At 70.1% G+C, this 26,231-nt stretch carries 29 protein-coding genes and 1 pseudogene; 17 read left to right on the top strand and 13 right to left on the bottom strand.

What is annotated here, in order from left to right; genetic code table 11:
* Nucleotides 1-118: 118 nt before the first annotated feature.
* Nucleotides 119-868, bottom strand: coding sequence for a GAF and ANTAR domain-containing protein (locus ASF68_RS08995; protein ID WP_056009437.1), 750 nt, complete (start codon nucleotides 866-868; stop codon nucleotides 119-121).
* A gap of 285 nt (nucleotides 869-1,153) precedes the next feature.
* Between ASF68_RS08995 and ASF68_RS08990 the strand changes: the two are divergent.
* From ASF68_RS08990 to ASF68_RS08980, 5 genes and pseudogenes are all read left to right on the top strand, one after another.
* Nucleotides 1,154-2,263, top strand: a pseudogene (locus ASF68_RS08990) (fatty acid desaturase).
* 48 nt (nucleotides 2,264-2,311) lie between these two features.
* A complete protein-coding gene (locus ASF68_RS19060) occupies nucleotides 2,312-2,473 on the top strand; it encodes a hypothetical protein (protein ID WP_200936407.1) in 162 nt (53 codons plus the stop codon).
* Nucleotides 2,474-2,541: 68 nt separating this feature from the next.
* Nucleotides 2,542-3,246: a tyrosine-protein phosphatase gene (locus ASF68_RS08985; RefSeq protein WP_056009435.1), complete on the top strand. Its 705-nt coding sequence runs from the start codon at nucleotides 2,542-2,544 to the stop codon at nucleotides 3,244-3,246.
* A gap of 100 nt (nucleotides 3,247-3,346) precedes the next feature.
* Nucleotides 3,347-3,517, top strand: a complete 171-nt coding sequence (locus ASF68_RS19055) for a hypothetical protein (RefSeq protein WP_200936405.1) — start codon at nucleotides 3,347-3,349, stop codon at nucleotides 3,515-3,517.
* 72 nt (nucleotides 3,518-3,589) lie between these two features.
* Entirely contained in the window at nucleotides 3,590-4,423 is an 834-nt protein-coding gene (locus ASF68_RS08980; RefSeq protein ID WP_056009434.1) for a lipopolysaccharide assembly protein LapB, read from the top strand.
* Nucleotides 4,424-4,630: 207 nt separating this feature from the next.
* Here the strand turns inward: ASF68_RS08980 and ASF68_RS19360 are convergent, their stop codons facing one another.
* Nucleotides 4,631-7,606 (bottom strand): helix-turn-helix transcriptional regulator, encoded by a 2,976-nt coding sequence (locus tag ASF68_RS19360; protein ID WP_056009433.1) that lies wholly within the window; start codon nucleotides 7,604-7,606, stop codon nucleotides 4,631-4,633.
* Entirely contained in the window at nucleotides 7,603-7,767 is a 165-nt protein-coding gene (locus tag ASF68_RS18730) for a hypothetical protein (protein ID WP_157580275.1), read from the bottom strand. Before ASF68_RS18730 ends, ASF68_RS19360 begins: the two co-directional genes overlap by 4 nt.
* A gap of 194 nt (nucleotides 7,768-7,961) precedes the next feature.
* Here ASF68_RS18730 and ASF68_RS08970 point away from each other — a divergent pair, with 194 nt between their 5' ends.
* Nucleotides 7,962-8,255 (top strand): hypothetical protein, encoded by a 294-nt coding sequence (locus tag ASF68_RS08970; RefSeq protein WP_056009430.1) that lies wholly within the window; start codon nucleotides 7,962-7,964, stop codon nucleotides 8,253-8,255.
* A 48-nt stretch (nucleotides 8,256-8,303) separates the two neighbouring features.
* Here the strand turns inward: ASF68_RS08970 and ASF68_RS08965 are convergent, their stop codons facing one another.
* Both ASF68_RS08965 and ASF68_RS08960 read right to left on the bottom strand, forming a co-directional pair.
* Nucleotides 8,304-9,161, bottom strand: coding sequence for an SDR family oxidoreductase (locus tag ASF68_RS08965; protein WP_056009428.1), 858 nt, complete (start codon nucleotides 9,159-9,161; stop codon nucleotides 8,304-8,306).
* A gap of 22 nt (nucleotides 9,162-9,183) precedes the next feature.
* Nucleotides 9,184-9,411: an RNA-binding S4 domain-containing protein gene (locus ASF68_RS08960; protein ID WP_056009426.1), complete on the bottom strand. Its 228-nt coding sequence runs from the start codon at nucleotides 9,409-9,411 to the stop codon at nucleotides 9,184-9,186.
* 100 nt (nucleotides 9,412-9,511) lie between these two features.
* Between ASF68_RS08960 and ASF68_RS18725 the strand changes: the two genes are divergently transcribed.
* The 6 genes from ASF68_RS18725 (at nucleotide 9,512) to ASF68_RS08935 (ending at nucleotide 14,151) form a co-directional block, all read left to right on the top strand.
* Entirely contained in the window at nucleotides 9,512-9,658 is a 147-nt protein-coding gene (locus ASF68_RS18725) for a hypothetical protein (RefSeq protein ID WP_157579891.1), read from the top strand.
* 118 nt (nucleotides 9,659-9,776) lie between these two features.
* Nucleotides 9,777-10,973 carry a M20/M25/M40 family metallo-hydrolase gene (locus ASF68_RS08955; protein ID WP_056009424.1) on the top strand — a complete coding sequence of 399 codons (1,197 nt, stop codon included), beginning with the start codon at nucleotides 9,777-9,779 and terminating at the stop codon, nucleotides 10,971-10,973.
* Nucleotides 10,973-11,866: an oxidoreductase gene (locus ASF68_RS08950; RefSeq protein WP_056009422.1), complete on the top strand. Its 894-nt coding sequence runs from the start codon at nucleotides 10,973-10,975 to the stop codon at nucleotides 11,864-11,866. Before ASF68_RS08955 ends, ASF68_RS08950 begins: the two co-directional genes overlap by 1 nt.
* Nucleotides 11,867-11,910: 44 nt before the next feature.
* Entirely contained in the window at nucleotides 11,911-13,071 is a 1,161-nt protein-coding gene (locus ASF68_RS08945; RefSeq protein ID WP_056009420.1) for a hypothetical protein, read from the top strand.
* 57 nt (nucleotides 13,072-13,128) lie between these two features.
* Entirely contained in the window at nucleotides 13,129-13,644 is a 516-nt protein-coding gene (locus ASF68_RS08940; RefSeq protein ID WP_200936403.1) for an ASCH domain-containing protein, read from the top strand.
* A 36-nt stretch (nucleotides 13,645-13,680) separates the two neighbouring features.
* Entirely contained in the window at nucleotides 13,681-14,151 is a 471-nt protein-coding gene (locus ASF68_RS08935) for an NUDIX domain-containing protein (RefSeq protein WP_056009416.1), read from the top strand.
* Between the two features lie 12 nt (nucleotides 14,152-14,163).
* Here ASF68_RS08935 and ASF68_RS08930 read toward each other — a convergent pair whose 3' ends face one another.
* From ASF68_RS08930 to ASF68_RS08920, 3 genes are all read right to left on the bottom strand, one after another.
* On the bottom strand, nucleotides 14,164-15,825 hold the full coding sequence (locus ASF68_RS08930; RefSeq protein WP_056009414.1) for an ATP-dependent DNA helicase RecQ: 1,662 nt from the start codon (nucleotides 15,823-15,825) through the stop codon (nucleotides 14,164-14,166).
* 232 nt (nucleotides 15,826-16,057) lie between these two features.
* Entirely contained in the window at nucleotides 16,058-16,954 is an 897-nt protein-coding gene (locus tag ASF68_RS08925; protein ID WP_056009412.1) for a serine hydrolase, read from the bottom strand.
* Between the two features lie 88 nt (nucleotides 16,955-17,042).
* The gene (locus ASF68_RS08920) at nucleotides 17,043-17,594 is read right to left on the bottom strand and encodes an alpha/beta hydrolase (protein WP_082498553.1); all 552 of its coding nucleotides are present in this window, start codon (nucleotides 17,592-17,594) and stop codon (nucleotides 17,043-17,045) included.
* 98 nt (nucleotides 17,595-17,692) lie between these two features.
* Here ASF68_RS08920 and ASF68_RS08915 point away from each other — a divergent pair, with 98 nt between their 5' ends.
* The 5 genes from ASF68_RS08915 to ASF68_RS08895 all read left to right on the top strand — a co-directional run bounded on the left by ASF68_RS08915 (nucleotide 17,693) and on the right by ASF68_RS08895 (nucleotide 23,139).
* Nucleotides 17,693-18,148, top strand: coding sequence for an Lrp/AsnC family transcriptional regulator (locus ASF68_RS08915; RefSeq protein ID WP_056009410.1), 456 nt, complete (start codon nucleotides 17,693-17,695; stop codon nucleotides 18,146-18,148).
* Between the two features lie 138 nt (nucleotides 18,149-18,286).
* On the top strand, nucleotides 18,287-18,823 hold the full coding sequence (locus ASF68_RS08910) for an MOSC domain-containing protein (protein ID WP_056009409.1): 537 nt from the start codon (nucleotides 18,287-18,289) through the stop codon (nucleotides 18,821-18,823).
* Between the two features lie 289 nt (nucleotides 18,824-19,112).
* Entirely contained in the window at nucleotides 19,113-20,186 is a 1,074-nt protein-coding gene (locus ASF68_RS08905) for an extracellular solute-binding protein (protein WP_056009408.1), read from the top strand.
* Nucleotides 20,187-21,209, top strand: a complete 1,023-nt coding sequence (locus ASF68_RS08900; RefSeq protein WP_056009406.1) for an ABC transporter ATP-binding protein — start codon at nucleotides 20,187-20,189, stop codon at nucleotides 21,207-21,209.
* 106 nt (nucleotides 21,210-21,315) lie between these two features.
* Entirely contained in the window at nucleotides 21,316-23,139 is a 1,824-nt protein-coding gene (locus ASF68_RS08895) for an iron ABC transporter permease (RefSeq protein WP_157580418.1), read from the top strand.
* Between the two features lie 47 nt (nucleotides 23,140-23,186).
* Here the strand turns inward: ASF68_RS08895 and ASF68_RS08890 are convergent, their stop codons facing one another.
* The 5 genes from ASF68_RS08890 to ASF68_RS08865 all read right to left on the bottom strand — a co-directional run bounded on the left by ASF68_RS08890 (nucleotide 23,187) and on the right by ASF68_RS08865 (nucleotide 26,203).
* Nucleotides 23,187-24,350 (bottom strand): amidohydrolase, encoded by a 1,164-nt coding sequence (locus ASF68_RS08890; protein WP_056009404.1) that lies wholly within the window; start codon nucleotides 24,348-24,350, stop codon nucleotides 23,187-23,189.
* Nucleotides 24,351-24,489: 139 nt separating this feature from the next.
* Nucleotides 24,490-24,807, bottom strand: coding sequence for a transcriptional regulator (locus ASF68_RS08880; RefSeq protein ID WP_056009400.1), 318 nt, complete (start codon nucleotides 24,805-24,807; stop codon nucleotides 24,490-24,492).
* Nucleotides 24,804-25,316: a hypothetical protein gene (locus ASF68_RS08875; protein ID WP_157579889.1), complete on the bottom strand. Its 513-nt coding sequence runs from the start codon at nucleotides 25,314-25,316 to the stop codon at nucleotides 24,804-24,806. Before ASF68_RS08875 ends, ASF68_RS08880 begins: the two co-directional genes overlap by 4 nt.
* Nucleotides 25,317-25,384: 68 nt before the next feature.
* Nucleotides 25,385-25,960 (bottom strand): GNAT family N-acetyltransferase, encoded by a 576-nt coding sequence (locus ASF68_RS08870; protein ID WP_056009396.1) that lies wholly within the window; start codon nucleotides 25,958-25,960, stop codon nucleotides 25,385-25,387.
* A gap of 42 nt (nucleotides 25,961-26,002) precedes the next feature.
* Complete coding sequence (locus ASF68_RS08865; RefSeq protein ID WP_157580273.1) at nucleotides 26,003-26,203, bottom strand: hypothetical protein; 201 nt, start codon at nucleotides 26,201-26,203, stop codon at nucleotides 26,003-26,005.
* Nucleotides 26,204-26,231 lie beyond the last annotated feature (28 nt).

Here is a 26,231-nt window from a genome sequence, read left to right as displayed (position 1 = left end):
TTGTTCCTTCGGGAGTGCTCGTGTGGTGTTCGAACCTCCATCCTGCCGTGTTCCGGCTGAGAGTGGAGGGGGTTGCCACGGATTTCCCGACGACGCCGCCCCGGCGAAGGGCGGTGGACTACTCGTCCCCGGCCACCGGTGTGCTGCCGACGACCTCCTCGAGCGGCACCTCCTCGCGGGCGACCGCGGCGGCCACGTCACCGAGCCGCCGCTGCCGGGAGCGCGCGTACTGCCGGATCATCCCGAACGCGGTGTCCATGTCGACGCCCGCCGCACGCGCCAGGTACCCCTTCGCCTGTTCGATGGTGATGCGGGTGTCGAGGGCGCGCTGGAGTTGTGCGGTGGCGAGGGTCGCGCTCTCGATCGTCCGCTGCTGCAGGAGGCTGATCGTCGCGACGTCGGCCAACGCCTGGGCTGCTCGGGCGTCGGCGCCGTTGAGTGCGCCCTCGGTCTCGCGGAAGAGGTTCAGCGACCCGACGATGGTGTCGCGGAGTCGCATGGGGATGGCGTGGACACCGGCGTACCCGTGCTCGCTCGAGGCCTCCGCGAACCTCGGCCAGTGCGCGCGGAGGTCTTCGACGGTCTCCGCCGTCACCAGGTCGCCCGAGGTGACCGCGGTGATGCACGGGCCCTCGCCGGCGTTCAACTGGAGGAGTCCGAAGAAGCTGCTGCGCTCGCTCGTGGAGGCGACGACCTTGAGGGCGCCGTCGCGGTCGGCGAGGTGGATCGCCCCGGCCGCGGCGTCGAAGAGTTCGACGGCCCGATCGACGAGGATCTGCAGGACCTCGACGACGTCGTAGTCGTCGACGAGGCTGTCGGTGAGTGTCACGAACGTCTCGATGAGTCGTGCTTCGCGCGTGTCATCCATGGCTGGGTTCGTCCTCATCTGTCGAGTAGCGGATCAACCGTAACCGAGCCGGAACCCTTCCGTGGTACCGCGGCGGCATCTCTTCCGGCCTGATTTGCATCGATCGCCGGGGCCGTCCTACGCTGAACGGGCGCTGCCCCAGACCCCGGTCGCCGGACAATCCCTCCACATCCGTCCATGCCCAGGGAGCATCATGCGCACGCACCGATCAGGCCCGTTCTCCACGCGCCGTCGGCGATCATCGACCTCGACGACACCGCCCGTCCACCTGGCGGAGCGGGTCCGGTGACGGTCGAACGCAGCAGCGGGTTCCGCAAGACCGGACCGAGCAGCACGCCGCGGGCCGGCGGTACGTCGAGTTACTCCGCGATCCTCGCGCAGGTGAAGTCAGCCGGTCTCCTCCGGCGGCGGTACGCGTTCTACTGGACCCTCTTCGCTGTACTCGTCCTCGCGACCGCCGGCTGCTGGGTGGCCTTCGCGATGCTCGGAGCGTCCTGGTGGCAACTGCTCGTCGCCGCGGCGCTCGGCGTGCTGTTCACGCAGTTCGCGTTCCTCTCGCACGAGGCCGCGCACCGGCAGGTGTTCGAGTCGCGCGCGTGGAACGACCGTGCCGGTCGCTTCCTCGGGACGTTCCTCGTGGGTCTCAGCTACTCGTGGTGGATGAACAAGCACACCCGTCATCACGGCAACCCGAACACCGTGGGCAAGGATCCCGACATCGAGCCGGACACGATCCGCTTCCTGCCGGAGGACGTCAGCGCGGTGCGCAATCGGGCCGCGAAGCTCTTCTACCGCCACCAGGGCTGGCTGTTCTTCCCGCTCCTCACGCTCGAGGGCCTCAACCTGCACTGGCTCGCGATCCGCTCGGTGGTGAGCGGCGTCGGGACGAGGGCCGGCGGCCGCGATCGCGCGATCGAGGGGGCGCTGCTCCTGGCCCGGTTCGGTCTCCTCCTCGGCGTCGTGTTCACCTTCCTGCCGTTCGGTTTGGCGTGCGCGTTCCTCGGCGTGCAGTTCGCGGTGTTCGGCGTCATGATGGGCGCGTCCTTCGCGCCGAACCACAAGGGCATGCCGACGATCGCCCACGATGCGAACGTCGACTTCTTCTCCCGCCAGGTGCGCACCTCGCGGAACGTCACGGGTGGCCTGTGGGTGTCGTTCCTCATGGGTGGCCTGAACTACCAGGTGGAGCACCACCTGTTCCCGTCGATGCCGCGGCCCGCACTGAAGTAGGTGCGGCGGCTGGTGCGTGACCACTGTGCGGCGCTCGACGTGCCGTACACGGAGACCACGCTGCTGCGTTCGTACGGCATCGTCATCCGCTACCTCAACCGGGTCGGCCTCGGGGCCCGCGATCCGTTCGCGTGCCCGCTCGTCGCCGAGCTCCGCATCCACTGACCCCCATCACCGAGCACCACCACCCCACGGAATCAGGAACCCACGCCCATGCAGATCATCATCGTCCTCCTCGTCCTCTGGGCGATCCTCTCCGTCGTCGGGTTCGCGTTGAAGGGTCTGCTCTGGCTGGGCATCATCGGTATCGTCCTGTTCATCGGGACGATCGTGTTCGGTGCCATCCGCCGAGCTGCGAGCAAGCGCAAGCTGTAGCGCTGAGGCGTACCGCGCCGTACCGCGCCGAGCCGCACGGCGCAGGCCGGTCGGGTACGCTCTGCCGGATGCGGAACCTGGACTGGGACGGCCTGCGCAACCTGAGAGACCTCGGCGGCCTGCCGACGCCGTTGTCGTCCACCGGCGTGACGGTCAGCGGGCGGATCGCGCGAGGACCACGACGGGAGCTGCTCACCGAAGCCGGGTGGGCGGCGGCGACGCGATGGGGGCTGCGCTCCGTGGTCGACCTCCGCAGTGCCGACGAGGTCGGTGCCCGAGACGCCGACCCGGACGCCCGGCCCCCGGCGGATCTCGTCATCACGCTGGCGCCGACCGAGGACCAGGCGGATCCCGAGTTCCGTGAGGTCTGCCTGCCGATCCTCGATTCGCCCGAGTACTGGCAGCACAACGTGCGCATCCTGCCGGACCTCGTCCGCGTCGCGTTGGAGACGGTCGCCACGAGCGAGCCCGGGATCCTCGTGCACTGTGCCGCCGGACGGGACCGCACCGGCCTGATCAGCGCCCTCCTCCTCGCCAACGCCGGCGTCCCCGACGACTACGCGGCGTCGGTCCGGGCGATGGCGGGGGCTGCGCCGCACGGAGGACCGACGCACGATCGCCAAGCCACCTGGACGGCGGAGCAGGTCGACGCCTTCCTCGACGAAGTCACCCCGCATGTGCGCGCGTTCGTCGCCGAGGTCGACGGCGTCTTCGACCTCCTGGGTCTCGACGAGGAGGTTCGGACCCGCCTGCGACGGCTCCTCGTCGGGTGACCGGTTCCGGCCGACGCAAAGGCCGTCCTGCTAGGGTCCTGCCTGATCGTCACCCGATCCCGTCAGCCGCCATCACCCCCGGAACAGGAAACCCACACCCGTGCAGAAGTTCGCCGTCGTCATCGTCGTCCTCCTCGCCCTCTGGGCGGTCCTCTCCATCGTCGGGTTCGTGCTGAAGGGCCTGTTCTGGCTCGGCGTCATCGGCGTCATCCTCATCGTCGGCACCATCGCGTTCGGAGCCGTCCAGCGTTCCCTGAACAACCGGCGGTAGCGCTCCGTCGCACCGCGAACGGCGATGCTGCCATGATGTCCACTCGTGGCCGGTGGCGCGGAATGGGGTGGCATGATGCGATTCGAATCGTCGGAAGCGCTCATCGCCGCGCTCCTCGATCTCAGGGCGAAGGGTCGACCGGAACGCGCGTGCGCGCTCGTCCGGGCCTCCCTGGCCGCACTTGGGCACCCGTTCGCGGAAGAGTACTGGGAGACGTTCTTCGACCCGGAGGAGTCCTTCGCCAACGCGATGTATGACTGCGGCACCGCCCTGTGGGAGCTCGACTGGTCCGATCGGGACGACATCCGCCCGCAGGCGGCACTCCTCGCGTTGGAAGCGTCTGCAGCCGCTGGGCTCGACCTCGCCGGATTCGCCCTGGCACAGTCGCTCGACTGGCTCGGCGATCCTCGCGCCGAGGCGGTGCTCCGCGACTTCGTATCGCGCCACCCCGACTGGGAGGATCCCAGGCTCTTCGGAATCCTCGGCGGTCTCATCGCGGACCACTACGACGACGCGGAGCACATGGACGAGGCGCTCGCCTGTCTCGACCGTGTCGGGGACAGCGAGGACATCTGGGTGTGTTGGCGGGCGTTGGCGATCGCCAAGCTCGGCCACGTGGAGGATGCGGTCGCATTGCTCGGCGACCGGGTGGCGGCAAACGACTTGGACGCCTTGGCCGTGCTCGGAGACATTCACGACTGGGCGGGCGATGTGGACCGGGCGCAGGACGCCTACCTCCGGGCGATTGCCGTCGGAGATGCCCGCTCGGCGCGCATGCTCGGCAACCTGCTCCACACGCTCGGCGACGATGCTGCGGCGAGGCAGGCCTACGAGATCGCGGCAGCGCGCGGCGACGGGTACGCGACCGAGCTGCTGCGCGATCCCTCGTGGGAACTCCCCGGCTGACGGCGGAGTGGCCAGGGCCGAGCGGGGGCGCCTCCCTCCCGAACGCACCCGCTGTCCAAAGAACGCAACAGCCCGCCCCGCCTCCGGCTCCGTGATTACGCTGATGCCGACAGGACCCTTTCGCCCTGTCGGGGTTCCCGGCCGACGTTCCCTCGATTTCGGCCGGGACCCACCCCGCCGCGAGGACAGCCGCCCGGGTCAGCCGGGTCAGTCGGGTTGCTCGGCGCTCGCCGCGAGCAGTCCGCTCGCTCCGGCGACCATCGCGGCTTCGGTCCGGGTCGACACACCGAGCTTCCGCAGGATGGCCGAGACATGGACGCTGGCCGTCTTCGCACTGATGAACAGTTGCTCACCGATCTGCGGGTTGCTGAGGCCCTCCGCGACGAGCTGCAGCACCTGGCGTTCGCGCGCGGTCAGCTCCACGGACCCGCCCGAGGTGCGTGCCCGAGGTCGGCCGTCGAGGTTCAGCGATGCCCGCGCCGCCAACGCCCGAGCACCGTCGAGGACGAGGCCAGCGCCGAGTGTCGTCGCCTCCGCGACGGCGGTGATGAGGGCGTCCTGCGCCCGCGGACGATCGCCGGCGGCCACCCGCGCTTCCGCGAGTCGGAGCGCCGTGTAGGGCGCGAGCGCGGCGGGCGCGAACGGACGCTCGGCCATCGCGCGAGCCGTCTCCCAGGCGCCCACGTCGTCGCCGATGCCGTCCGGCCCGCCGAGTTCAGCGTCGACCAGGGCACTCCAGAGCGGTGCGGTCGGCCAGAACCGCTCCTTCGCGATGAGTGCCCGCCAACGCGTCTCCTGCTCCCGGAGTCGTGCGTCGTCGAGGCCAGCGAACGGCCCGGATCCGAGATCGAGCGTCCCCGCGGCCATGGCGACCCGCACCCGGGCCATGACCCGAGCCGCGTCCGCCAGCGCAGGAAGGTCGTACGCCGGCATCGGGCGGTGGTCGGGGGCGTCGAACACGCCGACACCGGCGGGCGACCACGCTCCGGCGAGGTCGCCGGTGGCGAGGCCGACCTGCATCACGACACGCGCGACGCCGAACCGGGTCTGCACCTCCAGGCCCGACAGTGAGAGCATCCCCTTCCGCCAGCGGCGGTAGAGCGTCGCTGCGGTCTCGGCATCGCCACGCCACAGCATGAGGAGGATGAGCGACTGGCGGAGGTACACGGAGAACGCGAGCGGCGGCTGCAGGGCGAGGGCCCGATGCACGCGCTCTTCCGCCTCGTCCCATCGACCGAGCGCCACCAGGGGGTCGACCGCGTTCGACGACAGGATGAGCCCGGAGCTGCGCTCGACGCCGAGTGCCCTCGCGCGTGCGACACCTTCCAGCGCCGATGCGAGCGCGTCCTCGTACGAACCGAGCAGGTTCGCCATGTCGGAGGCGTTCACCCGGTATCGGAGGAGCGCGCTGCCGTCGCCGTCGGCCAGCGACTCCGCGGTCGCGAGCATCGGCCTCCCCGCGTCCAGCTCGCCACGGTGGATGCGGGCGATGCCGCCGATGTTCGCCGCGACCGAGGCGTTCCGCGCCGAGCCGGTGCGCGCGGCCTCCTGCGCGGCGGCGTCGGCGTACTCGATCGCCCGCTCCAGTCGGCCGACGATCATGTGCCGTGCGGCGAGGCTCGTGAGCAGCACACCGCGCAGCTCGCCGGGGGTGTCGGCGGGGACACGCGCGAGGGCCTGTTCGAGGAGCTCCACCGACCCTGGCCGCCCGAGGTTCGCGAGGTAGAACGCCTTGTCGCGCAGCAGCTTGGCCTGATCGAGGTCGTCGCGGTCCTCCGGCGTGGCGAGCACCTCGTCGACCATCGCGATCGCACGGTCCGTCCAGCCCGCATTCCGCAGAGCGCTCGCTGTGCGTCGCATGAGCTCAGAGCGTGAGCGGCCGACGAGGTCCTGTGCCTCGGGGATCTGGTCCCAGATCTCGAGCAGGCGTTCCCCGAGCTGCGCCTCCGTGCTGTAGGCGAAGGCCGCATGCGCCTGCTCCATTGCCCGCACGGTGGCCGGGAACGCCCGCCGGACGTCGCGAGCGAGCATCCAGTGGTACGACACCTCGGCCGCAACCGGTTCGACCCCGGCCGCGGCTTCCAAGGCCTCGGCGAACCCCGCGTGGAAGCGCGTCCGTTCCCCCGGCAGCAGGTCGTCGTGGATCGCCTCCCGGACGAGCGCATGACGGAACGCGTAGGTGGTCGTGTCCGCGACGAGGACGTTCGCCGCGATGGCCTCCCGCACGCCGGCGTCGAGGGCGTCGTGGTCGCCGGTGAACACGCGCTCCAGGAGCGCATGCTCGACGCGGACACCGCCGGCGGAGACCACGCGCAGCAACTGTTGGGTGGTGGGCGTGAGTCGTTCGTAGCGGGCGAGGAGGAGCTCGCGGAGGGTGTCGGGCAGATCGTCGCCGACATCGTCGCCGTCGTCGCCGAGTCCCAAGAGCTCCTCCACGAAGAAGGGGACGCCCTCGCTGCGGGCGTACACGCTGTCGATGGAGACCGTGTCGAGCGAGCTACCGCGGATGGCGATGGCCTGACGCAGCACATCGCCGCGGCTCAGACGCTCGAGGCCGTGCCGTTCGACCCGCCTCGTACGGTCGAGTTCGGCCAGGAAGCCGCGCAGGGGGTGTCCGCGCGACACGTCCTCGTTGCGGACCGTGAGCACGATCATCACGTGGGCATCGGTCAGGACGCGCACGAGGAACGCGAGCAGGCTGAGGGTCGCGCCGTCGGCCCAGTGGACGTCCTCGATCGCGACGACCACGGGCTGCTCTCGGGAGAGCGCCTCGAGCAGGACGGCGACGGTCTCGTGGAGCCGCCCCACGCCGCCGTCGCGCTGGTCCTCCGGCTCCACACCGGGCGACGGCAGGAGGGTCTCGAGCGAGGCCCGGCCGGGCCCGGCGGCGTCGAGCACGGCCTCCCGGCCCCGTCGTGCGACGAGGTCCTTCATGAGGCCCAGCACGGGTGCGTACGGCGCGGCGACGTCGCCCAGGTCGACGCACTGCCCCGTGATCACGAGCGCCGACGAGCGGACCGACCGGGTGAACTCCGTCAGCAGTCGGGTCTTCCCGATGCCGGCTTCGCCGCTCAGCACCAGGCTGCGCGATCCGTCCGCGGCGACGGTGTCGAACACGGACCGCATCGCAGCGAGGTCGGACGCGCGCCCGATCATCGTCGGGCTCGTCGCGGGCAGGGTCACCGCTCCATGGTCCCACCCTGGTCGTGGTGGGGAGCGCCTTCGTCGAGCAGGCGCTCGCGGCGTCGCCGCCGCCGTTCGAGGTCCTGTTCGAGCTGGCGCTCGAAGAACCGTCTCGTCTCGGCCGACATGGCCGAGCTGTAGGTCGCGCTCGTGATCATCATGACTGTCCCTCCACGAGCCGGCTGCGGATGCCGTGCTCGGACACCAACGTTCCGCTCTGAGGTGCCCCCACTACCTCGGGCACCTGCCCTATTCCGGCCGTGGGGCGCGGCGGGCTTCGCGATGAGGGGGCAGTGCGCTGACGGATGGCGTACGGTTGCCGTTCACGCACCATGACCTCATTGAGGACATCACGATGGAAAGCAGCACTCTCACCCTCGGCGGGCTTGTCTACGACCTGGACCCGAGCACCGTCCTCCCGAAGCTGAAGGACACGATGGAGCGCACGGCGCTCTCGGGCGGCGGCTTCGTCGATCTCGACGTCGTCGGCCAGGACTCGGCGAGTGTCTTCGTCAGTCCGGGGACGTCGATCTACTTCACGACCAACGAACGCCGTGGACCGCGCCCGGTCCGACCGCGCGAGCCCGCCGGCGTCGCCCTCGGCGCGACCGAGGCGGACGACTGGGAGCTGGGCTTCTACGGCCTCTGATCCGGGCGGCCGGGCGGCCGACGCTCAGCGACGGACGCGGAGGCGGAATCAGTCCGCGTTCGACCGCAGATAGGTCTCCAGGTTCATCGGCGGGACACCGGTGAGGTCCTCGATCGCCGGGCTCACCTCGGCCATCACGCCGCTGCCGATGGCCGTGTAGGTGCTCACCCAGGCGTCGACCTCCCAGTCGGGCGCGCCGTAGGAGGCGCGCGACGCGTAGGCCTCCTCGATCGTCTCGTCGTGGAACGTGACCTCGCGATCGCGGACGCGGCTGATCGTGGCCGCGACCTCCGTCATGGTGAGCGCTTCGGGGCCGGTGAGGTCGTAGGTGCGACCGGCGTGGGGTGCCGGGTCGACGAGGATGGCCGTGGCGGCCCGGGCGATGTCGGAGCCGGCGACGAAGGACGCACGACCGTCGCCGGCCGGCCCACGGATGACGCCGTCCTCACCCACGAGGGCCTCCATGATGTCGAGGTAGAAACCGTCGCGGAGGAACGTCCACCGCATGCCCGACGCTCGGATGTGCTCCTCGGTCGCATGGTGGTCGCGCGCCAGCGTGAACACGGCGTCCGGTGCCGCCGCGGCGAACGAGGTGTACACGAGGTGCTGGACGCCGGCGGCGGCCGCGGCATCGATGAACGAGCGGTGCTGGTCGACGCGGTCGGCGCTCTCGGCTCCCGACACCATGAAGAGGGTGTCGACGCCCTCGAGTGCCGCGCGGGCCGCCGCCTGATCGGTGTAGGTGAACCGGTGCACGGTGCTGTCCGGGTGCTGCGGGGCCTTCGCGGGGGTGCGGACGAGCAGACGTTGCGGGATCCCGCGGGCGGCGAGGTCCTGCGCCACGAGGCCGCCGAGCGCGCCGGTCGATCCGGTGACGGCGATGGGACGGGGTGTGCTCGGGTTCACGGGGTTCCTCTCAGTCGGGCGATCAGGGACGGACGCGGACGCTGCGCCCTTCCAGCGACACGACGTCGTCGAGCTGCAACTGCCGACCGCGTCGGCGATCGACCTCGCCGTTGACCTGCACGGCGCCGTCGGCGATCGCGGCCTTCACGTCTCCACCGGAGTCGAGCAGACCCGCGAACTTCAGGAACTGCCCGAGTCGGATGCCCTCGCCGCCGATCGGGACGTCGGTGATCTCTGCCGGGTTCGTCATCCCCGAATGCTAACAAGGTCCTGGGGGTGGGGTCCCCGGACGGGATGTGACGGTACCCTCAGCGGTACAGGGTCACCGTGGCTCGCAAAGGAGCACCAACATGGGCGAGAAGTCAGCACGTAAAGAGGGCGGCAAGACCGCACCGGCGAAGACGCTGAAGGAGAAGCGGACCGCGAAGGCCGACAAGAAGGCCGGCAACGCGCGTTCGGAGAACACCGACGCGGTCACGCGGGTCAAGAACCGCTAGTCCCGTTCGACGACCCCCGTGGTCGGCGATGAGCTCAGGCGCCAGTCCCCTCAGGGAGACGGGCGCCTGTTCTGGTCTTCGGGCCGTTCCCGGCGATCCGCCCCGCTATCGTCGTGGCATGTCCGACCTCAGCCCCGGCGACGACGCGCTCGAGCTCGCCCGCCTGCTCATCTCGATCGACTCCGTCAGTCCGAGCCTCGTCCCGGGGGCTCCCGGTGAAGGTCGGATCGCGACGGTGATCGCGGAGCGACTCGAGGGCGCCGGCTTCCTGGTCGAGCTCGTTCCCGCGCCTGAGGACCCGCAGCGCGTCAGTGTCGTGGCCGTGCACGCGGGATCGCGGCCGGGTCCGACGGTCGTGTTCAACGGCCATCTCGACACGGTCGGGGTCGAGGGCATGGTCGACCCCTTCGACCCGCGGATCGCGGACGGCAAGCTCTTCGGACGCGGCGCCAGCGACATGAAGTCCGGCCTCGCAGGACTGATCGTCGCCGCAGAGCGACTCGTCGCTGCGGACCACCCTGGCACGGTCGTCTTCACGGGTGTCGCGGATGAGGAGGATGCGAGCGTGGGAGCCGCGGCCGTCCTGCGACACCTCGCCGATCGTGGTGTGACGGCGGACGTGTGCCTCATCGCCGAGCCCACCTGGCTCGACCGGGTGTCGGCGCACCGGGGATATGCGGTCGTCGAGGTCACCCTGCAGGGTGTGGCCGGGCACTCCTCGCAACCGGCGTTGAGCGTCGATGCGATCCGTGCCCTCGGCCACGTGCTGCAGGAGGTGGAGCGGGCTGACGAGGAACTCCGTCAGCGGCCGGCGCACCCGCTGCTCGAATCCGGTTCGTTCACGGCGACCGTCGTGCGGGCGGGTACCGCCCCGTTCACGATCGCCGCCGACGCGACCCTCGTCATCGAGCGACGCACGCTGCCGGGCGAACGCGCCGAGGACGCCCTCGTCGAGGTGCGGACCATGCTCGGCGCGGTCGCGGCGCGGACACCGGGGCTCCGGACGGATGCCCGGCTGACGCATCAGCGCGAGGCCTGGGAAGCCGATGAGCAGGGCCCGGCCGCGCGATTCGCCGAGTTCCTGGCGGCAGCGCTCACCCGCGACGGTGAGACCGTGCCAGCCGCCATCGGTGCGCCCTACTGGATGGAGTCGGCGCTGTGGCAGGCCGCGGGCATCCCGACGGTCGTGTGCGGCCCTGCCGGCGGCGGACTGCACGCGGCGGAGGAATGGGTCGACGTCGAGCAGCTCCGTCGGTTCCCTGGAGCGGTCATCGCCGCGACGATCGACGCGCTGTCCGGATCGAGCGAGACGTGATGCCAGGGGGACCCGATCGCGTCGCAGTGATCGGGCCGGGCGCGATCGGCACCGCGGTCGCCGCAGCGCTCCACGAACAGGGACGGACGCCGTTCATCGCAGGGCGGTCGAAACGGCCGGAACTCCAGCTCCAGGTCGATGACGAGACGGTGACGGTCCCCGGGCCGGTCCACACCGATCCGGCGGAGTCTCCGGGCACGGCAGGCCTCGTCTTCCTGGCGGTCAAGGCGACCCAGACGGCTGCCGCTGCCGACTGGCTCGCCGCGTTGTGCGGTCCGGACACGGTCGTGTGCGTCCTACAGAACGGGGTCGAACAGCGTGAGACGGTGGAGCCCCTCGTCCGGGCCGGAACGGTCGTCCCGGCGGTCGTCTGGTTCCCGGCCACCCGCCGACCCGACGGTCCGGTCACGCTGTTGAGTCCGCCACGCTTGTCCCTGCCGGAGGCACCCGGTGCCGCCGTGGTGGCAGACGTGCTGCGCGGCTCCCGCTGCACCGTCGAGGTCTCGACCGACTTCACGACCCTCGCCTGGCGGAAGCTCCTGCAGAACGCCGCCGCCGGACTCATGGCGTTGACCGGTCGCCGATCCGGCATGTACCGCCGCGACGACATCGGCCGATTGATGCTCGGCTACCTCGAGGAGTGCGCGGCCGTCGCACGAGCGGAAGGTGCGCGATTGGCCGACGACGAACCACGGCGGCTCCTCGACCAGTTCCGAGCAGCCCCGCTCGACCGCGGGACGTCGATCCTCGCCGATCGCGAGCAGGGGCAGCCGCTCGAATGGGACGTCCGCAACGCGGTCATCCAGCGGCGGGGGAGCGTGCACGGCATCCCCACGCCGATCAGCGACGTGGTCGTGCCGTTGCTCGCCGCGGCGAGCGACGGACCGGGCTGAACCGCAGCGGTGGTGCGATCGAGCGCTTCGATAGGGTCGAAGGCATGCTTCGTCTGATCGCCTTCGCGGCTCTCGGTGCTCTCCTCGGCGGCATCATCGTGATCGCCGTCGGTCCGCCCGACATCGGGTACGCGGTCGCCGGTGTCGCACTCCCGGTCTGCATCTTTGCGACGGTGCTCTCGCTCGTCGGCCGGTCGTTGGGAAGTGCGATCGGCGCCTCACCACAGGCCGTGCAGCAGGCCAAGGACGCGAGACGGCTCGGCGTCGCCCGTATCGACACGCTCCGTCAGACCGGCACCCAGATCAACGACCAGCCGCTCTGCGAGCTCGACCTCTCCGTCCAGCCGCTGAACGGACCGGCGTTCGCGACCACGATGCGCACCGTCGTCCCGGTGACGGCCATCCCGACCTTTCAGCCCGGCACGGAGCGCGATGTCGCGGTCCTGCTCGACGGCGGACCGGAGGTCGCGTTCATCGACGCCGGCGAGCTCTCGGCCGACGAGCGTTCGCGATTGCGCGTCCCGGCTCGGGCGTCCCTCCCGTTCCTCCCTCTCCAGCCGCACCAGCGCATCGTCGACGGACGTCGACGCGGACCGTTGCTCGGCGTCGGCCGGGCCGGTCGTCCCGGCCGCTTCGCCCTGTTCTCGATCGTGGCGGTCGCGGCGGCGGCGATCGTGGTCGCCCCGTATCACCAGTCCGTGGCCCAGTCGATCATCGCCCTCGAGGACGGACGCCTCCGACCCGACCTCCGTCGCCCGGAGGCGCTCGCGGAGGCGCAACGGGCGCTCCAGGAGGCGATCGGTCACGACCGGGTCGTGTCGATCACGGTCACTGCCGATTTCGTCATCGCCCAGGCGCCGCTCACCGTGGGAGACACCAAGACCGATCGATGGGAGTACCGGTACGGTCAGGTCACCCACCAGGGCGCTGCGAGCGGCCAACCCGAGTCGGCCGCCGAGCAGTTCTCGTGGTCGGATGTCGCGCTCGACCGGATGTGGTCGCTCCTGGAGGAGGGGGCCGAGCAGGTCGACCGACCGGTCGGCGACGCGTCCCTGTACCTCGTCCGCTCGACCGACACCGACGTCCACAGCCCCACCTTCGCCCGTCCGGCCGGACCGCCGCAGGTCACCTTCAGCATCGGGGACGACTACGGCAGCACCTCGTTCGTCGCCCCGGCCGACGGTTCTGCTCTCTCGGCACGGTGAGCGGGCTTCCTGGCCCGATGAACGGTACACCGCAGTCCTTCTGGCAGTATCGCGGACATGAGCTCTCCGAGTGACACTGCACCGGTTGCAGCGCCCGACCGTGACGCTGCGACCGTGATGTGGCGCGCGTACACCGAGCATCGTGGCGGTGCGGGCCTGGACGACGCCGACTACACCGTGGAGCACTTCGGCGACACGGCCGGACTCGCCGACGGACTGCTGGAGATCGTCCTGAGCGGACGCAAGCGCGCCACCGCCGAACTCGTGTCGGAGTTCGCCCATCGCGGCGATCCGCTCCCTCGGATCGGCTCGCACTGGATCGCCTGCGACAGCACGGGGGCGCCGCGGATCGTCATCCGCAGCACCTCGCTCCGCATCGGCCCGTTCGCGAGTGCCGATGCCGCCTTCGCGTTCGCGGAGGGCGAGGATGATCGCACGCTGGCGAGCTGGCAGCGCGAACACCGGCGCTACTGGGAGCGGACCACGGCGGCGCGCGGTGCCGTGTGGTCCGAGTCCGAGGAGATCGTGTTCGAGTACTTCGCCGTGGTGTGGCCGCCGGAGCACGCCGACTGACCCGTTCCGATCAGACCGGTTCCGTAGACTCCCCGCATGCCGATGTCCGATTACGTCGCCTCGATCCGCTCCCACATCGGAACGGGGTTCCTCATGCTCCCGGGGGTCACCGCCGTCATCAGGGACGGCGACCGGTTCCTGCTCGCCCGCCATCGCCACTCCGGCCTGTGGAGCCTGATAGGTGGCGGTGTCGAGCCCGGCGAGGAACCGGCGGACGCGCTGCTGCGCGAGGTCCTGGAGGAGACGGGTGCCCGCATCCGCATCCGCGGCATCGTCGGGGCGTACGGCGGCGATCCGATGATGGTGCGCTACCCGAACGGCGACCACGTGGGCTACGTGACCACCGCCTACGACTGCGAGCTCCTCAGCGAGGCGAACCCCGATCAGGAGGAGCTTCTCGAGCTCGGTTGGTTCGCCAGGGACGACATCCAGTACCTGTCACGACGGGACTGGATCGACCGCGTCATCGCCGACGCTCCCGGGCGCGCACCGGCGGACGAGGTCTGACCGACACCGCGATCAGACCGAGGCGAGCTCCTGGGCGGTGAGCACGCCGGTCTCGAGTGCCGAGAGGGCGACGACCTTGTAGCCCTCGCCGTCGAAGAAGACGGTGACACGGTCGGGCTCGACGCCCATCACGGTGCCCGGGCCCCACTCGCGGTGGAGTACCCCCTGGTCGACGTGGAGCGGCGACGTTCCGGTGGTGTCGGCGGAACCGAAGTGCTGCTGCTCCTGCTGCGCCTCGTGCCGCTCGCAGCCGTCGCAGTTCCCACACCATTCGGGGGCGTCGACGCCGAAGTACTCGAGCAGGACCCGGCGGCGGCAGTGCGAGGTCTCGGCGTAGGCGCGCATCATCGCCAACCGTGATTCGGCGATGCGTTCCCGCGATTCCAGCATCTCCCGCACGGCACGGATCGCACGCTTCGGGCCGATCTCGTCGACCGCCCGGACGCCGTCGGTGGTGTCCGCCAGCTGGGCGTCCGCGAGGTCGTTCACGATCCTGGCGATCGTGCGTCGCGGCCGGTCGAGTTGCAACGCGAGATCGGTGACCGTCAGCCCCGGTGTGGCACGGACCGCGCGCCACACCGCGCGCACCGCCGACTCCGACACGGAGCGCTTCGTGAAGAAGCGACGGAGTCCGAGGTCTTCCGCGCGGTAGTGCAGCACCGTCGTGGCGGGCTCGCCGTCGCGGCCTGCGCGGCCGACCTCCTGGTAGTAGGCGTCGAGCGACTCGGTCGTCGTGGCGTGCAGGACGAACCGCACATCGGCGCGGTCGATGCCCATGCCGAACGCGGAGGTCGCGACGACGACGTCGAGCTCGCCGGCCCGCCAGCGGTCGTGGACCGCGCGACGTTCCGTCGTCTTCAGGCCGGCATGGTACGCGGCGACCCGGCGTCCGTCGGCGGCGATCTCCTCGGCGTACCGTTCGGTCTCCCGACGCGTCGCGACGTAGACCAAGCCGGGAGCCGTCCAGCTGCGTGCCTCCTCGACGACCGCGGCCCGCTTCTCGGGCTCGCGCTCATGGCGGTGCACGACCAGGCGGATCTCCGGACGGTCGACCCCGTGCACCTGCACGTCCGGGTCGTGCATGCGCAGCCGTTCGATGATCTCCTCGCGGACGGGACCGGAGGCGGTGGCCGTCATGGCGAGCACGGGCGGGTCGCCGAGCTCATGACGGACGTCGGCCAACCGCAGGTAGTCGGGCCGGAAGTCGGTTCCCCACGACGACACGCAGTGCGCCTCGTCGACGACGAGGAGGGAGACGCCGGCCGCTGCGAGCCGTGCGACGGTCTCCTCGTTCGCGAGCTGCTCCGGAGCCAGCAGCACGTAGACCGGGCCGCTCTCGTGAATGCGTTCCCACGCCGCCTCGATGGCCGCTGTACCGAGGGAGGCGTTGAGTGCGACCGCCGGAGGGGCCGCCGGTGCGGCCTCGATCGAGGCGAGCTGATCGGCCTGCAGGGCGACGAGCGGCGAGACGACGAGGGTCACCGCGCCACGCTGGGCGCCGGCGATCTGGTACACCGCCGACTTCCCGCCACCCGTGGCGAGGACCACGAGGGTGTCGCGACCGGCGACGGCCGACTGGATCGCCTCACGCTGCCCCGGCAGGAGCGTGTCCCAGCCGAAATCCTCGCGCGCGATGCGATCGATGGAACCGGTGGCCGGACGTGAAGTACCCATGTCCAGGACGGTACCTCCGCCCACCGACGTCGTGATTCCTCTTGACGCGTGCGACGCCGTCTGCAACACGGTGCCGCGGTGTCGGTGGCTCCACCTACGCTCGGACGTGGTCGACGTCGCATCCCCAGCTGACAGTCCTCGGTCCTCACCGGTGAGGGTTGAGCGAGACATCTTCGCGACGTCGGTCCGGCCCCGCCCGGGCGACCGCAGCGCACACGACCGGCGGCCCGGCCTAGGCGTCGGCGAGGAACGCGGACACGGAGCCCGCGATGCGGTCCGCGCCCTCGTGGTCCTCGGCGGTGATCGTCACCACGGCATCACCCGCGAAGATGAGGAGTTGCCCGTAGGCACCGTGGAGCCGCCAGGCGACTCCAGGCCCGTCCCATCCGGCGAGCGCGTACCGCTCGTAGCCGGGACCGGTGCCGGCCGGCACCCACTCGGTGTGCATCGCGTCGACCCACTCCGGCGCGAGGAGCTGCACGTCGTGCCAGCGGCCACGATCGCGGATGAGGCGTCCGATGCGCGCGAGCTCCGTGGTGCGCAGCGCCAGGCCGCCGCCGGCGGCGATGAACCCGTTCGGGCATCGCTCCCATGCGGCGTCGTGGATGCCGAGCGGTGCGAGCAGGCGACGGTCGAGGTACGCGCCGACATCGCCGACGCGGGTCTCGAGCGCGCGCATCGCCGTGTAGGTGCTGGCGTTCGAGTACTGGAAGACCGCTCCTCGTGACGGTCGGCGCAGGAACTCGAGGGTCAGGTCCGGCCAGTCCGAGAGCAGGGTCGGCGACCACGGGAGGTCGACGCCGCTCGTCATGTTCAGGAGGCGTCGGAGGGTGACGTCGGCTGTGCCGTCGCCGAACTCGGCGTCCGGGAAGACGGCGCCGAGTGTGGTGTCCATGGTGATGAGCCCCTCGTCGACGGCGAAGCCCACCGCGAGGACGCAGACACCCTTGGCCGCCGAGTGGACGTCCTCACGGACGTCCTCCGTCCACCGGTGCCCGGCCTCGTCGTCACCGACGAGCACGTGCAGGCCGTGCGCACCGAAGCCCTGCTCGGCGACCTCCTGCACGATGCGGTCGCGGAGCAGGGCTGCCCGGCTGGTGTCGGCTTGGGCGGTGACAGCTCGGCTCATCGGTCCAGTCTGCCCGACGGGTGTCCGCTGATCACGTCGGTGAGCCGATCGCACGCTGCGCTCACCGGCGCCCGGCGGTAGCGGCCCCTCATCTCGCTGATGACCGATCGTGTCTCCCGAGTCCCGCACTGAAGGCGGTCAGCAGTCGTCGGCCCTCCGGCCAGGCGCCGAGTCCACTGGCGGAGTTCAGGTGGCCCCGGCGCCCGATGCCGACCCGAGGCACGCCCCACGTGGTGGCGAACTCGGCGGCGCGATCCTCCGAGCAGTAGGGGTCGTCCTCGCTCGTCACGAGGAGCGCGGGTGCGGACGGTCGAACGTCGAGACCCTCGGCGAACGCTGCTGCGACCGTCGGGAACAGCGGTCCGTCGGGGTCGGGTGCGGCGACGAGGAACAGCCCAGCGACCCGAGCGGGGTTCGCTGCAGTCCAGCGGACGGCAAGCAGACAGGAGAGGCTGTGGGCCACCAGGATCGCCGGTTCGTCGGCCACCGCCCGGTCGAGCGCGTCGGACCAGTCGTCGAGGTCCGGTGCGTCCCAGGACGCCGGCGCGATCCGACGGATCGCGAGCGTCTCCCGCTCCCACTGTGATTGCCAATGGGCGTCGTCGGATCCGCCGATCCCGGGCATGGTGATGATCGACATGGGATTCCTTCGTCGTTGTCGGGAGATGTGACCTCAGCGTGCCAGCCGAACCCATGCAGTCAGCGTCTGAAGCATCGTCTCCGTTGTTTACTAAGCAGATGACGGACGATGCTTCGCTTTCCTTCGATCGCACGGATCGGACGATCCTCGACGTGCTCCAGGTCGACGGGCGTACCACGATGACCGACCTGGCCCGGCTCGTGCACCTGTCTCAGCCGGCCGTCTCGGCGCGGGTCCGCAAGTTCGAGCGTGCCGGCTACATCACCGGCTACGGAGCTCGGGTGTCGCCGCAGAGGCTCGGGCTCACGACGCACGCCGTCGTCCGACTCCGGACGACCCACGCGCAGATCCAGTCGTCACTGGCAGAGTTCGACGAGCTGCCGGAGATTCACCGGATCTACCGTGTCACCGGCGAGGACTGTTTCGTCCTCGACGTGCACGCCTCCTCACCCGAGCGCCTCGAGCAGATCATCGACGCGATCGGGCGGTTCGGTCCGGTCAGCACCGCCCTGGTGCTGCGCGAGTACCCGGCCCACCCCATCGTCAGCCCCTGAGTCTCGCTCAGCGGTTCAGCTTCGCCGTTCGCGTCCCCCTGAGCCGGCGGGAACCGGACGTCGCATCGGGCTGGTGCAGGACCACAACCGCTCTCACGTGATCCTGCGCCGCCGACCGTCCGGGTGCACACTGGGGTGATGACACACGCCCGGATCGTCTCGGTGAGCAGCGACGATGAGCACGGCTTCTCCAAGCCTCGACGCGAGGCGATCACGCTCGTCGCCGGTCTCGGCGTCGAGGGGGATGCGCACTTCGGGGCGACGGTCCAGCACCGGTCCCGTGTGCGACGCGACCCCACGCAACCCAATCTCCGCCAGGTGCACCTGATCCACCGCGAACTGTTCGAGGAGGTCGACGCCGATGTAGCGCCGGGGGAGCTGGGTGAGAACGTGACCACCGAGGGGCTGGACCTGCTCGCCCTCCCCACGGGCGCGGTGCTGCGGCTCGGATCGGACGCCGTCGTCCAGGTGACCGGCCTCCGGAACCCGTGCGTTCAGATCGACCGCTTCGAACCCGGCCTCCTCAAGCAGCTGGTGGGCACGGACGCCGAGGGTCGCACCGTCCGCAAGGCGGGGGTCATGGGCGTCGTCCTCGCCGGGGGCGTCGTGCGTCCTGGTGACGACATCGTCGTCGAGCTCCCGGACGGAGTCGGGGAACCGCTCGCACCGGTGTAGCGGCAGGCCACCGCCGGCGGCGATGAAGCCGTTCGGGCACCGCTCCCGCACGATGCGATCGCGGCGGAGCTCGGCCGTGGTGATACCCGCTCGGGCGGTGTCGGCTTCGGTCGGGTCGGGTCGGACTGCGACATTTCGGGTCACCCGTCAAGTGTGCACGCGAGATCCGTTCAATTCCCGTTCACCGGGAAACGTCACGCTAGGTTGAAGACTGCACCAGCGGTCACAACGTCGTTACTCATGCGCGGCGACCCCGGCAACCCCGGGCGTTCGTCCCGAAAGGAATCCCGTGAAGCGTTCAGCGCCCCGTTCCCTCGCCATCGCAGCCCTCGTCATCGGTGCGCTCGGCCTCAGTGCCTGCTCCGCGGGAGGCGACGCCGGATCCGACGGTGGGGGAGACGCCTCCGGCCCCCTGATCGTCTACACGAACTCCAACGGCGACGGACGCGGCGAGTGGGTCACCGCTGAGGCGAAGAAGGCCGGCATCGACATCGAGATTGTCGGGCTCGGCGGCGCCGACCTCGCGAACCGCATCGTGGCCGAGAAGAACAACCCCGTCGGCGACGTCGTGTTCGGCCTGAACAACATGTTCTTCGAGACGCTCAAGGCCGAAGAGGCCATCACCGCCTACAAGCCGGCCTGGTCCGGCGAGGTCGACCAGGCGTCGGGCGACCCGAAGGACGGTGCGTTCTGGCCGCTCGTCGAGCAGGCGATCGTCACCGTCTACGACACGAACACCATCCCCGAGGCCGACGCGCCGACCGAGCTCTCCGAGCTCTGGGAGGACTCGAAGTACCAGGGCAAGTACGAGGTCAACACCGTCCTCGGCCAGGCCACCCCGCAGCTCGTCCTCGCCGGACTGCTCGCCCCGTACAAGGACGCGGACGGCGACCTGGGTATCTCCGACAAGGGTTGGAAGGTCGTCGAGGAGTACTTCAAGAACGGTTCGCCCGCTGTCGAGGGCACCGACCTCTACGCCCGGCTCACCCGCGGCGAGGTCGACTTCGGCACCATCCCGAGCAGCGGCATCACGAGCCGTGACGCCGAGTACGGCACGAAGACCGGCGTCATCGCCCCGAAGTCGGGCGTGCCGTACGTGACCGAGCAGATCGCCGAGATCGCCGGCACGAAGCGTGAGCAGCAGGCGCAGAAGTTCATCGACTGGTTCGGCAGTGCCGAGACGCAGGGTGCGTTCGCGAAGGAGTTCTCCGCCTACCCGGTGAACGAGCAGGCGAAGGCCGAGGCCCTTCCGGAGGTCGTCGCGCTCATCGACTCGCTGCCGAAGCAGGACATCGACTTCGAGTTCGTCCGCGAGAACATCGGTGCCTGGGTCGAGAAGACCGAGCTCGAGTACCTCCCGTAGATGATCACCTACGACGGCATCCAGGTCGCGTTCGGCGACCACCTGGCGATCCCGGACCTCAACCTGACGATCGAGGAGGGTGAGTTCTTCACCCTCCTCGGCCCGTCGGGCTGTGGGAAGACGACCGCGTTGCGCACCCTCGCCGGCTTCATCCAGCCGACGGCGGGCGAGCTGATCATCGACGGCAAGACCGTCACGCGCCTGCCGAGCGAGCAGCGTCGTGTCGGCATGGTGTTCCAGAACTACGCGCTCTTCCCGAGCATGAGCGTCCGGGAGAACATCGCGTTCGGGCTGCAGGTGCGGAAGACGAAGCGGCCGGAGACGACGAAGCTCGTCGACGAGATCGCCGAGCAGGTCGAACTCACCCCGGAACAGCTCGAGAAGAACGTCGCCGAGCTCTCCGGTGGGCAGCAGCAGCGCGTCGCCATCGCCCGCGCACTCGTCCTCAAGCCGCGCATCCTGCTGCTGGACGAGCCGCTCTCGAACCTCGACGCGAAGCTGCGCGTGCAGTTGCGCGAGCAGCTGAAGCGCCTGCAGAGCGAACTCGGCATCACGACGATGTACGTGACCCACGACCAGGAAGAGGCGCTCACGATGAGCGACCGGATCGCCGTGTTCAACCAGGGCGTCGTGGAGCAGCTGGGCACGCCGGAGGAGATCTACAACCACTCCGCCACCGAGTTCGTGGGTACGTTCATCGGCGCGATCAACCAGCTCTCGCCGGAGACGGTCCGGGCGCTCGCGGGTGCGGGCGCGCCGCTCGACCCGTCCGCGTCGGCGTACCTGCGGCTCGAGAAGGTCGCCGTGGTGGCGGCCGATGACCACCGCACACCGCCGCCCGGTCTGGTCGCGCTGCAGGGCACCATCGTGGAGCGCTCCTACCACGGCGCGTACTCGACCTACACGGTCGAGACCGTCGGCGGTCGGCTGCGCGCCATGGTCGTGGAGAGCGGCACGGACGCCCTGAGCCCCGGGTCGCCCGCCGAACTGCGCATCGACCCGAGCCACGTGCTCCAGTACTGAGGCCGACATGACCACCTCGACCCGTCCTGCAGCAGCCGCAACGGACGCGGGCGCCGGCAAGCCCCGTCGTCGTCGGCGTTCGGGGAAGCCCTCGACGCTCGGACCGATGTTCCGCTCGCCGCTCGCCATCATCGTGATCGTCGTCCTCACCTGGTTCGTCGTCACGTTCCTGCTGTTCCCGAACCTCAACCTCCTGGTCGGGACCTTCTTCCCCGACGGGAACTTCAGCGCACGCGCGGTGGAGAAGCTGTTCAGCTCCGAGCGGGCCCTCAAGGCGCTCGCGAACAGCTTCCTTCTGGCCGTGACGCTGTCGGTCACGGTCAACGTCGTCGGGATCTTCATCGTCCTCGTGACGAAGTACTTCGTCGTGCGTGGGGCGCGGGTGCTCTGGCTCGGGTACGCGACGACCCTCATCTACGGCGGCATCGTGCTCGCCGCCGGGTACAACTTCATCTACGGCCGCTACGGCTTCGTCACCAACGCGGTGCGGAACGTCTTCCCGGACATCGACCCCAACTGGTTCTCGGGCTTCTTCGCCGTCGTCATCGTGATGACGTTCGCGACGACGACGAACCACATGCTCTTCCTCTCCTCGGCGCTCGCCAAGATCGACTACCAGACCATCGAAGCCGCCCGGAACATGGGCGCGTCGACGTGGACGATCCTGTGGCGCATCGTGCTCCCGGCGCTCCGGCCCATGATCTTCGCCGTGACGGTGCTGACCTTCCTCATCGGCCTCGGGGCCCTCACCGCGCCGCTCGTGCTCGGCGGTCCCGACTTCCAGACCGTCGCGCCGATGATCGTGACGTTCTCGAAGAGTTCCAGCTCCCAGGACCTCGCCGCACTGCTCGCGATCATCCTCGGCTTGGCGACGATCGTGCTGCTCGCGATCATGAACCGCGTGGAGAAGTCCGGCGTGTACTTCTCGGTCGCGAAGGTGGCGACGCCCCTGCAGAAGCAACGGATCCAGAGTCGCCTCGGCAGCGTCGTCGTGCACGTCGTGGCCTACCTGCTCTTCCTCCTGTATGTGACGCCGGTGCTGCTCATCGTGCTGTTCTCCTTCCTCGACTCGACGGCGATCCAGCGCGGCGTGATCACCCCCGGTGACTTCACCCTGGCGAACTACGTGACCGTGTTCGGGACCCCGTCGGTGCTCCGACCGTTCATCGTCAGCATCGTCTACAGCGCCCTCGCCTCCGTGATCGTCGTCGGCGGGCTGCTCTTCGTCTCCCGGATCATCCAGCGCTACCGCAACCGGGTCACGGCGACGTTCGAGTACCTGCTGCATATCCCGTGGATCCTGCCGACGATCCTCATCGCGCTCGGGCTCATCATGACGTTCGACCGGCCGAACCCGCTGCTCGGCGGCGCGGTCCTGACCGGCACGACGGTGCTGCTCCTCGTCGCGTACATCATCGTGAAGATCCCGTTCACGCTCCGCCTGCTGAAGGCGGCGTTCGCCGGGATCCCCGACTCGCTCGAGGACGCCGCGCGGATCCTCGGCGCGAAGTCGCTGTTCACGTTCCGCAAGGTGCTGTTCCCGCTCGTGCTGCCGACGGCTGCGGCCATCACGGCGCTGAACTTCAACAGCCTGCTCGACGACTACGACGCCGCGGTGTTCCTGTACCAGCCGCTGTTCGAACCGCTCGGCATCGCGATCAAGGCGAGCACCGAGGGCGAGAACAACCTCGACTCGATGTCGATCACCTTCGTCTACACCGTGCTGCTCATGATCATCATGGGTGTCGCGATGTACCTCGTCTACGGGCGCTCGGCCGGCGGGCGTCGGTCGCGGAGCGGGTCGCGCGGGGCGCGGGTGCGTCCGGTCGCCGCGGCGGCCACGGCATCGACGCCCACCACCGCGACGACGACGGCTCCGACGGTCGGCGCGGACCGGCCCGAGGAGGATCCCGGCTTCGACCGTCGGTGAGGTGGGGCGGTGCCGGTGGTCGGTGCCGCCGGCCCGCCACGATCGCCTCACCCCAGGAGGTCGCGGACCGCTCTGGCGAACACCCGGGTGCCGGTGCCGATGAGTTCGTCGGGGAAGTCGAAGTCCGGGTGGTGCAAGGCGGGTGATTCCGGCGTGCGCCGCGAGCCGATGAAGAACATGGCCGATGGGGCGATTGTCCGGAATAGGCCGAAGTCCTCGGACCCCCGCTCGAGGACGCCCGTCGTGTGGGAGACCCCTTCGCGGTCGAGTGCGCCTCGGAGGAGCGCGACGGCCTCCGGGTGGTTCTCGCAGTGGTGGAAGACGTCCGACTCCTCGAACGTGACGCGGAGGCCGTGCTCGTCCGCTGCTCCGAGGGCGAGGCGTTCGACGTCGGCACGGAGCGCATCCATGCCCGCGTCGGTCATGGTGCGGAGGGTCGCCCAGAGCTCGCCGTGCCCGGGCGCGACACCGAACGCCTGCTCGCCGAGGACGGCGTGGGTCACCGTCACGAGGCGGTAGTCCGCATCGATCCCGTCCCCTCGCGCGAGCGCCGGCAGGGAGGTGAGCAGGTTCGCGAGCGCCGATGCGGGGGAGACGCCGCCTTCCGGTGCCGACGCGTGCGTGGGTTCGCCCTCGAGGATGACCCGCAGCCCGCGCGAAGCGCAGTTCACGACCCCCTCGTCGAGCACGACCTGGCCGAATGGCAGTGAGGAGAGGTTGTGGAGCGCGAGGGCCAGATCGGGACGCACCTGTTCGAAGGCCGGGTCGGCGAGGACCGCTGCGGCGCCGACGGCGTTCTCCTCGGCGGGCTGGAACAGCAGGACGACTCGGCCGCGCGTCGGTCGGTGGCGCCCGAGGAGGACGCCGACCCCCGCGAGGATCGCCATGTGGCCGTCGTGACCGCAGTGGTGGCCGACGCCTTCGTGCACGGAGCGGTGTGGCACCTCGGTCACCTCGGTGATCGGCAGGGCGTCGAGTTCTGCGCGGAGGAGGAGCGTGGGGCCGGGCTCGGCACCCCGGTAGACCACCGCCGCTCCGTGTCCGCCGAGTCCCGTCATGACGTCGTCGGGCGCGGTGTCGGCGAGGAAGGCGGTGATGGCCGCCGCGGTGCCGTCCTCCTCGCCGGAGAGCTCGGGGTGACGGTGCAGCCACCGACGGAGGGCGGTCAGGCGATCGAGGTCGGCGGGATCGAGCGCGGTCGGGCGGTGCATGCCTGCTCCTGTCTGTGCGTGTCGCCGAGCGCCAGTCTGCCCCGACGGCTCCGGACGGCGTAGGTGTCCCCGGCCCATGCGAAGGGCGTTCGGATGTCGTCTTCGTACACGGACCACCGGGGTTCGACGGTGTCCCGGCTCACTCCACCGGGATCCCGGCGGCGATGCTCGACAGGGCGGCGAGGTGGGCTTCGAGGGCGACCGAACCGGCGGGGGTGAGGGCGATCCAGGTGAGGCGCCGGGAGTCGGTCCGTGTCGACGACCGTTCCTTGCGGAGGGTGATCAGGCCGGCGTCGACCAGCACCTTCAGATGCTTCGAGAGCTTGGCGTCGTCGATGGTGAGGGCGTCGCGGACGACGGAGAACTCCAGTTCGTCGACGGCGCGGAGCAGCCCGCAGATCCGGAGCCGGAGGGGCGCGTGGATCACCTCGTTGAAGGCGGGTGCCGGTGTGCTCATCGGGCGGGTCGCGCCGTCGGAGCGGCGATCTCCTGGCGGAGCGTTTCGTCGTATCGGCGTCCGAGGACGACGGTCGCCACGAACGTCACGCCGGCCGGGATGAGCGCCCACCAGGGGGAGACCCCGAGGAACTTGAACGCGATGCTGCAGGACATGGCGGCGACGAGCACGAGGAGCGTCGCCAGGAGCAGCCGTCGGCTCCGCGGGCCGGCCGGCTTCGTCACCACGACACCAGCCGTGCGGGCGTACGCCGTGGTCAGGACGGGGATCGCGGCGATGCCGAGGGCGATCGCACCCAATGGCCAGGCCCCGGGGAGAGCGTGAGCGCCCGCGAAGACGGCGCTGATGAGTCCGAGCGCCGGGTGGTACCACCACGGCGTGATGATGCGGGTGGCGAGGTGCTGCTGATCGCGGGTCATGTCGTCGAGTGCAGTCTGCGCCTCGGACGGCGAGGTGCTGGAAGATGCCGGGCGTCGGTCCGGCGCAGGGTCCTCGAAGTGACTTTCCATGATCGCAACTCTACGCCGAGGGTTGCGATCATCGCAAGTGACTGCGCCGAGGTCTGGCGGCCGCGTCGCTAGTGCTTCGGACCGGGTCTCGTCCCTCCGTGCTGCCCGGGTGCCTCCGGGGCGGACGACTCCCACCGGACTTCGCCGTCCTCGACCGTCGACGTCGGACGCAGGCCCTGCCGCTGCGCCACACGCTGGGACGCCGTGTGCTCCGGGTGGATCGACGCGGCGAACCGCTCCACCCCGTGGGCGTGCAGCCAGGTGACCATCGCGTTGGTGGCCTCGGCGGCGAACCCGAGTCGCTGGTGGGCCGGGTCGATGACCCAGGCGATCTCAGCGAGCGTGCCCTTGTCCACACCACCCTCACCCTCGGCGCGCACCGTGGCCTGGACGAACCCGATGAGGGTGTCGGTGTCCTGGCGGCGCACCATCCAGTTGAGCCAGGCCTCCGAATCGTCCGCCGGCCCCCGCAGCTGCGTCCGGTACCGCGTGGTGAGCGTGTCGAGCGACGGCGCTTCCCCACCGGTGAAGGTGTACAGAGCCGGGTCGGCGAGCACGTCGACCATCGCCGCGGCATGGTCGACCGAGAGCGGCTCCAGCGTGAGGCGGTCCGACGTCAGTGCTTCGATCTCGGGGAGGGGCATGCGTCGAGCATGGCAGTCTCCCGGTGGTTCCGGCGCGCTGCGTCAGTCGGTTCGCGCGTCCGGCGGTGGATCGTCGGCCAGCGGGCTCTGGGCGCGGCCAGCGCGGAGACCCGCCACGAGGAGGACGGTCGCCAGGGTGAGCTGCGCCACCGCGAGGACGAGCTGGAAGACGTCGCCGGGGTCGCCTGACCATCCGGCCGCGAACAGCACTCCGAGTTGCGCCGCCGCAAGCGCGAGCAACACGATCGCCAACCTCACCGCCACAGTCCGA

Source organism: Plantibacter sp. Leaf314 (genome assembly GCF_001423185.1).
GTDB lineage: Bacteria > Actinomycetota > Actinomycetes > Actinomycetales > Microbacteriaceae > Plantibacter.
This window is presented reverse-complemented; position numbering and strand designations above follow the sequence as displayed.

Excerpts from the sequence above, each read along its gene's own strand:
- ASF68_RS08955 (WP_056009424.1), top strand. The coding sequence starts at position 9,777 with ATGTCCGACCTCAGCCCCGGCGACGACGCGCTCGAGCTCGCCCGCCTG.
- ASF68_RS08930 (WP_056009414.1), bottom strand. The coding sequence starts at position 15,825 with ATGGGTACTTCACGTCCGGCCACCGGTTCCATCGATCGCATCGCGCGC.
- ASF68_RS08925 (WP_056009412.1), bottom strand. The coding sequence starts at position 16,954 with ATGAGCCGAGCTGTCACCGCCCAAGCCGACACCAGCCGGGCAGCCCTG.
- ASF68_RS08985 (WP_056009435.1), top strand. The coding sequence starts at position 2,542 with ATGCGGAACCTGGACTGGGACGGCCTGCGCAACCTGAGAGACCTCGGC.
- ASF68_RS08880 (WP_056009400.1), bottom strand. The coding sequence starts at position 24,807 with ATGAGCACACCGGCACCCGCCTTCAACGAGGTGATCCACGCGCCCCTC.
- ASF68_RS08890 (WP_056009404.1), bottom strand. The coding sequence starts at position 24,350 with ATGCACCGCCCGACCGCGCTCGATCCCGCCGACCTCGATCGCCTGACC.
- ASF68_RS08900 (WP_056009406.1), top strand. The coding sequence starts at position 20,187 with ATGATCACCTACGACGGCATCCAGGTCGCGTTCGGCGACCACCTGGCG.
- ASF68_RS08980 (WP_056009434.1), top strand. The coding sequence starts at position 3,590 with ATGATGCGATTCGAATCGTCGGAAGCGCTCATCGCCGCGCTCCTCGAT.
- ASF68_RS08895 (WP_157580418.1), top strand. The coding sequence starts at position 21,316 with ATGTTCCGCTCGCCGCTCGCCATCATCGTGATCGTCGTCCTCACCTGG.
- ASF68_RS08960 (WP_056009426.1), bottom strand. The coding sequence starts at position 9,411 with ATGACGAACCCGGCAGAGATCACCGACGTCCCGATCGGCGGCGAGGGC.
- ASF68_RS08995 (WP_056009437.1), bottom strand. The coding sequence starts at position 868 with ATGGATGACACGCGCGAAGCACGACTCATCGAGACGTTCGTGACACTC.
- ASF68_RS08935 (WP_056009416.1), top strand. The coding sequence starts at position 13,681 with ATGCCGATGTCCGATTACGTCGCCTCGATCCGCTCCCACATCGGAACG.
- ASF68_RS18730 (WP_157580275.1), bottom strand. The coding sequence starts at position 7,767 with ATGATGATCACGAGCGCGACCTACAGCTCGGCCATGTCGGCCGAGACG.
- ASF68_RS08970 (WP_056009430.1), top strand. The coding sequence starts at position 7,962 with ATGGAAAGCAGCACTCTCACCCTCGGCGGGCTTGTCTACGACCTGGAC.
- ASF68_RS08910 (WP_056009409.1), top strand. The coding sequence starts at position 18,287 with ATGACACACGCCCGGATCGTCTCGGTGAGCAGCGACGATGAGCACGGC.
- ASF68_RS08920 (WP_082498553.1), bottom strand. The coding sequence starts at position 17,594 with ATGTCGATCATCACCATGCCCGGGATCGGCGGATCCGACGACGCCCAT.
- ASF68_RS08940 (WP_200936403.1), top strand. The coding sequence starts at position 13,129 with ATGAGCTCTCCGAGTGACACTGCACCGGTTGCAGCGCCCGACCGTGAC.
- ASF68_RS08915 (WP_056009410.1), top strand. The coding sequence starts at position 17,693 with ATGACGGACGATGCTTCGCTTTCCTTCGATCGCACGGATCGGACGATC.
- ASF68_RS18725 (WP_157579891.1), top strand. The coding sequence starts at position 9,512 with ATGGGCGAGAAGTCAGCACGTAAAGAGGGCGGCAAGACCGCACCGGCG.
- ASF68_RS08875 (WP_157579889.1), bottom strand. The coding sequence starts at position 25,316 with ATGGAAAGTCACTTCGAGGACCCTGCGCCGGACCGACGCCCGGCATCT.
- ASF68_RS19060 (WP_200936407.1), top strand. The coding sequence starts at position 2,312 with ATGCAGATCATCATCGTCCTCCTCGTCCTCTGGGCGATCCTCTCCGTC.
- ASF68_RS08870 (WP_056009396.1), bottom strand. The coding sequence starts at position 25,960 with ATGCCCCTCCCCGAGATCGAAGCACTGACGTCGGACCGCCTCACGCTG.
- ASF68_RS08945 (WP_056009420.1), top strand. The coding sequence starts at position 11,911 with ATGCTTCGTCTGATCGCCTTCGCGGCTCTCGGTGCTCTCCTCGGCGGC.
- ASF68_RS08950 (WP_056009422.1), top strand. The coding sequence starts at position 10,973 with ATGCCAGGGGGACCCGATCGCGTCGCAGTGATCGGGCCGGGCGCGATC.